The 4837-nt window shown below is 51.4% G+C and carries 4 protein-coding genes; 2 read left to right on the forward strand and 2 right to left on the reverse strand.

All coding sequences use genetic code 11. The features are described 5' to 3' along the window. Positions 1-401, forward strand: a 401-nt coding sequence (locus VE954_RS37510) for a hypothetical protein (protein ID WP_324962817.1), incomplete at its 5' end; no start/stop codon positions are given. Positions 402-640: 239 nt separating this feature from the next. Further along, on the forward strand, positions 641-1177 hold the full coding sequence (locus VE954_RS37515) for a hypothetical protein (RefSeq protein WP_324962819.1): 537 nt from the start codon (positions 641-643) through the stop codon (positions 1175-1177). Positions 1178-1927: 750 nt separating this feature from the next. Here the strand turns inward: VE954_RS37515 and VE954_RS44585 are convergent. Both VE954_RS44585 and VE954_RS37520 read right to left on the reverse strand, forming a co-directional pair. Then, the gene (locus VE954_RS44585; RefSeq protein ID WP_414699065.1) at positions 1928-2056 is read right to left on the reverse strand and encodes a recombinase family protein; all 129 of its coding nucleotides are present in this window, start codon (positions 2054-2056) and stop codon (positions 1928-1930) included. A 356-nt stretch (positions 2057-2412) separates the two neighbouring features. After that, positions 2413-4837: TonB-dependent receptor domain-containing protein (locus VE954_RS37520; protein ID WP_324962821.1), on the reverse strand; the 2425-nt coding region annotated here is incomplete at its 5' end.

Consider the following 4837-nt stretch of genomic DNA (forward strand, 5'->3'; position numbering starts at 1 on the left):
TCGCCATAAAGTATGTGGATCCATCCAAAGCGTCCACCAAGGCCCCGGCTGCAGGTGCGAAGATTACATATGTAACGGCCAATACCGCAGCCATCAGCAACGTTAAAATCGGAACCCCGATCCAGGGTATCGCCAAAGGAAGCTGCACCGTTACAACGAGTGCCGGTGCGAAAACGATGAACATCACTGCTGTTGCGAAGAAAACCAAAGACGCAGCTGGCAAGGAAGTTCAAATGGTCGAGGTTTCAACTCCGGTTTATCAGTACAGCAACAAGGGCGAGTTACAAATCGTGGAAATGAAAAAGGTGCAGAATGTGTTCGCCAATGGAAGTGTGCAGACAATTGCTCCAAGTGCCAAGGGCAAAAATGAAGGATCCGCTTTCATGGCATTCTTCAAGTGATTCAGATAATGAGGCTCTTCGAAAGGCCTCCTTTTATTCCAGACGAGTGCCGTTCCTCAGAGATTCTGAGCGAGATTGATAGCTCCGAAAAGATTTGTTGATAATAGGGCTGAGGATTGCTGCCCCAGGACCTAGGAGCCGTGACCAAAGCGGTTTTTGTAATGGATTGGAAACGTTGAGGGGAGGTGCTGGTTCGGGCCTTGCTTGAATACTACAACACTTAACATCGAGGATTTTTCATGAAACACATCATTAGCCTAAGTCTAGTCATGTCGAGTCTGCTTTTTGTGGCCTGTGATTCCAACTCATCGCGCTCGTCGCGGGGGGGGCAGGATGAAGAGGATCAGATCGTGGATGGGGCCTCCGCTGGTTTCGAAGACAAAAGCAAGGATGCCGATAAGAGCGCCGGGAGTTCGGACCGCGGAGTGGCGGCTGACGGTGCGAACGGCGGGACAGTAATCACTGACAATAGTGTTGTTGTCCAAGGTGCTGACGGTCAGGATGGAAAAGCTGGCAGCGGTGGTATATCTGTGAATGGGGTTGAAGGCGCAGTCGTGACCCGGTCTGCGGATGGGAAACCGATTATATTCGTTGGCAATGGTGGAAGCGTCACGATTGGCAATGAAACGATTAAGGCCCCGGCCAACGGCTGCATTGCGATTGTGAATGGGAAGATGACTGAGGGTAAGTCGCAGGCCGAATGTGACAAGATCGCAAAGGACTTGGGCATTACCGACCTTGTCGACGGCCTGCTTGACGATTTATTTCACGAATAGAGTGAATTGCACAGCATTCAGGCCCTAGGGATGATTCGGGGTCTGCCTTTCTACGCAGCTTCCTGGCTGCTATCGGTCTGGAACAAATGAATGGGTAGAGTCATAGCGAATACAAAGGCGCAATACCCCGTCGCCAGTCCACTGTGGCTTTTCAGTCTGGCTTCCATGCTTCCGCCAACAATCTGGATAAGAATATCGACAAGATTATCATTGATCTCTTGCTGCCTGGCGTGGCAAAAGCTTGCCAGAAGCGTATGTCGAATACGGTTGGCGGTTAATAGTTTCGATGGCGTTGGTGGTCCTTAGAGCGTAAGTCAGCAGTCCAGCCCGTGTCTTGAAATTTCCTGAGTTCCTGCCAACGTGCCGACCGTCAGATCACTGGAGGGAATCTGCAGCAGACTGTTTTGGAAAATATTCTGTCCGCCAAATATCGTTTCAGTGTTTTTAGACCCACGATCAGTTGACGTCTTTTACCTATCGACCGCCGCAAGGCGCATGCCGGACTCGTTCAGCTCGTGAATTCCGTGCTCTTAAAGGAAATCCGGGGTGGCGCAATATTTGGTTCTGTTGCGTTTGTTTTCCAATAAAATGTAACCTGAAGAAACCATTGAGTATGCAAGTATGGCGCTATTAGTGATTTTAGCTGGTTGCGTGATCAGAAAACACTAACGCAACAGAGCCCGAAATTCTGCGAATACAGCGAGCATGCCCGCCAGCGCTTTTCCACCGGCTGTTGTAAAATCGAGCGATTCAGTGACAGTAGTCGATCTTCCAGACGAGGATTGCATCTATCTCGCGACGGCGTGCTGCTGCAAGAATCCTTTCTCGCTCCGGCCTTCTTTTGTTTGCTCCAGATCCAATTTGGACAGTGGTATGGATTACGACTAAATCCTACCAGATCGACCTGAAACCATTAGTGGGCATGGGCTTTAAATCTTTTGAGTCCTGTAAGCCAAATTTGACAATGGATTTGCTTCTCAAAAAGTCGGCGTACTGAAGTTCTACCAATATCCAGGATGCGAGCCATTTCAGATTTACTCTCCCTTGTGAGAAAAGATGACGAACTTCTTCTGCTTGCAAAGCTGCCGAGAAAGGTCTTCCATGTCGTCCGCCACGTTTCCTGGCCTGCGCAACACCAGCTCGTCATGATCATCGACCTGCCATCCGGCCTGTATTGCTCCCTGAAATGCAGCGAACTCAAACAGGCCGCTTGAGGCAGAGGCTCAGGGCTTTTGTCAGAAGGACTGCTTGAACCCAATCTGATACTGGCGGCCGCGCACGTCGGCCGTTGCCCGATCAAAAGACGCGGAGCCCGTCGTCTTATCTGTCGTGTGCACCGTCCTGATGCGATTTTCAATGTTGTAAACACCGAAATTCAGAGTGCCGCTTGCGGCATATTTCCATCCATAGCTGACGTTGTAGATTGTCTCGGGAGAAATGTAGCCAAAGCTTGGATCAGTCTCAAATCTTGAGCTTTCCTGGCGACCATAGGTCGTCGTGTCCAGACTTGCGTTGTGGCGCGCCGTATCCAGGAAAAGGGAATTGCCGAGACGATAGCGCGGAGCGCCGTAGACACCAACCTCCTCTTTTTCCGGATCCGATTCTGAGTCTTTTGATTTACGCGAGATAACACGGGAGTAGCTGCTCGTCAGGCCATATTTGTATTCACCGGCACGGAAGTGCAGGTTGGACACGATGTCGAAACCTTGCGATCGTAATCTGCCAAGGTTGGCATACGAGCGTTCGATCGAGGAAATTCGGCCATTGACGTCGCGATTGACGACAGAAGACCCGAGAGACTCACCGTTTATCTCCTTTTCAACCAGACGGTCGAGCTCCACTTGGCCAATCACATCGTTGATGTTAGCTGACCAGTAATCGACCGAAAAGTCCAGAAATTCGAAAGGCTCTGCAATAAAACCAAGATTATAAGCCAGCGATGTTTCTTCCTGGAGATCCTGGTTTCCAGGCCTACTCACATACGTGCTGTAAGATGTTGCGTTCTGACCACAAGGATTTTCAGCTGGAACCTGGTTGTCGCAGTATTTCCTGTCAATGACGGTGAGATACCCACCGCCGTTGCGATTATAAATTTCGGCCAGGCTGGGGGCTTTGAAACCAGTCCCCACGTTGCCGCGAAGCTTAAGACCGTCTATGGGAGCCACGACGATGCTGGAACCGTAGTTCAGGGTATCTCCAAAATCAGAATAGTTATCGAAGCGCCCAGTCAGGGCCAAATCCACGTTTTCCAGAAACGGCAGGTCAAGTTCGGCAAAAACTGAATTCACATCGCGGTCACCCTTGCCATCACTCGAATAGCTTCCGAGGTAACGAGCCTTGGCAATGTCAGCCGTTTCTGGATAATCGCTAAGGAAACTGGAATCCTTGGGATCGGCGCGCAGGATGTACTTCTCGTGAGATGTGGAAACGCCTGTCGCAATCCGTGCGTTTCCGCCTCCGAGCGGGAATAGACTCCCCGTGACGTAGGCTGTTCCTCCTGTGACGATGTTGGCCTCCTCACCGTGGAGGTCTGCGAAAAAGCCGTTGATGGGTGAAAGGTCATCTTTGAAAATATTGATCCTGGGAGCGTCGTCAACGTCAACTGGGAACAGGTTTTGAATAAAGGCAAGGTTATCAGGCGCCTTATGGTAAGTCCTGACCCTCTTGGTTGCGAAATGGGACGCTTCCAGTGTCCACTCCCAGTCCTCGCTGATTTCACCCGTGAGGCTGGTCATGGCACCCAGCGAGGTATCCTGAGTTTCAGTATTACCCCTGATCCTGGGGATAACATTCGCTGCATTGATCTTGATCATTTGGTCATCTGTGTAATTCAAACCCAAAGTCCTGGCCTGCTGCTTCAGATCGTCAGGAGCATCACCAAAGCGAATATTGTAGCCACCGCCGCGCTGGTTGCCGACGACAGTGCGATTGGCAGGATAACTGGATGTATCCACCTGAGACGCCAAAAGTGTGGTCGATGACTGGAGCGAACCAAAACTTCTTTCAAGATTCACAGTAAAAAAGCGCTCGGTTTTCTCGGGCATAAGCTCTAACCTGCTGGCCTTGCGCGCATCCCCACGGCAGAGCGTATTACTGGTATCGTTCGGGTAAGTCACTTGATTTTCGACCGGGCAATTCGGGCTGGGACGATAGACGTACTCTCCCGTATTCACCGTAGGACGATTGGGATTCAAGAGGCCCCAGGAATATGTTCCGTCAGGAGACCCCCCTGAGACTAAATCGTAAGGCCTGGCCTCGCGCCAGAGCGTCTTACGATCGCGCCACAGAATGCGATCGGTCTTGCCCCCACCCACGGCCAAAGTCACTTCCGTGTCCAGGACGTTAAATCCTGTGACCGCGCTGGCCTTCAGCGAGTTGCCGCCTGCCTCCTGCGAGATGTTGGCCTGTGTGCTGACTTCCGAGCCGGAGATGGATTTCTTCAGAATGACGTTGATTACGCCTGCGACCGCATCAGCCCCGTAAACGTGCGCATTCCACGATTTCCGACCGCCAGGTCCGCGGTGAATGTCAAGAAAGATGTCGCTAAGCCAGAACAGCTTTCCTAAGCTCACTCTCTGGATTGAGATATACCGCAGTATGATACTGCCATTTCCTGATACCTCGTCGCCAGCGGTTCGGTGTACGCGCGACAGCTTCCGC

Source organism: Oligoflexus sp. (assembly GCF_035638955.1).
GTDB lineage: Bacteria > Bdellovibrionota_B > Oligoflexia > Oligoflexales > Oligoflexaceae > Oligoflexus.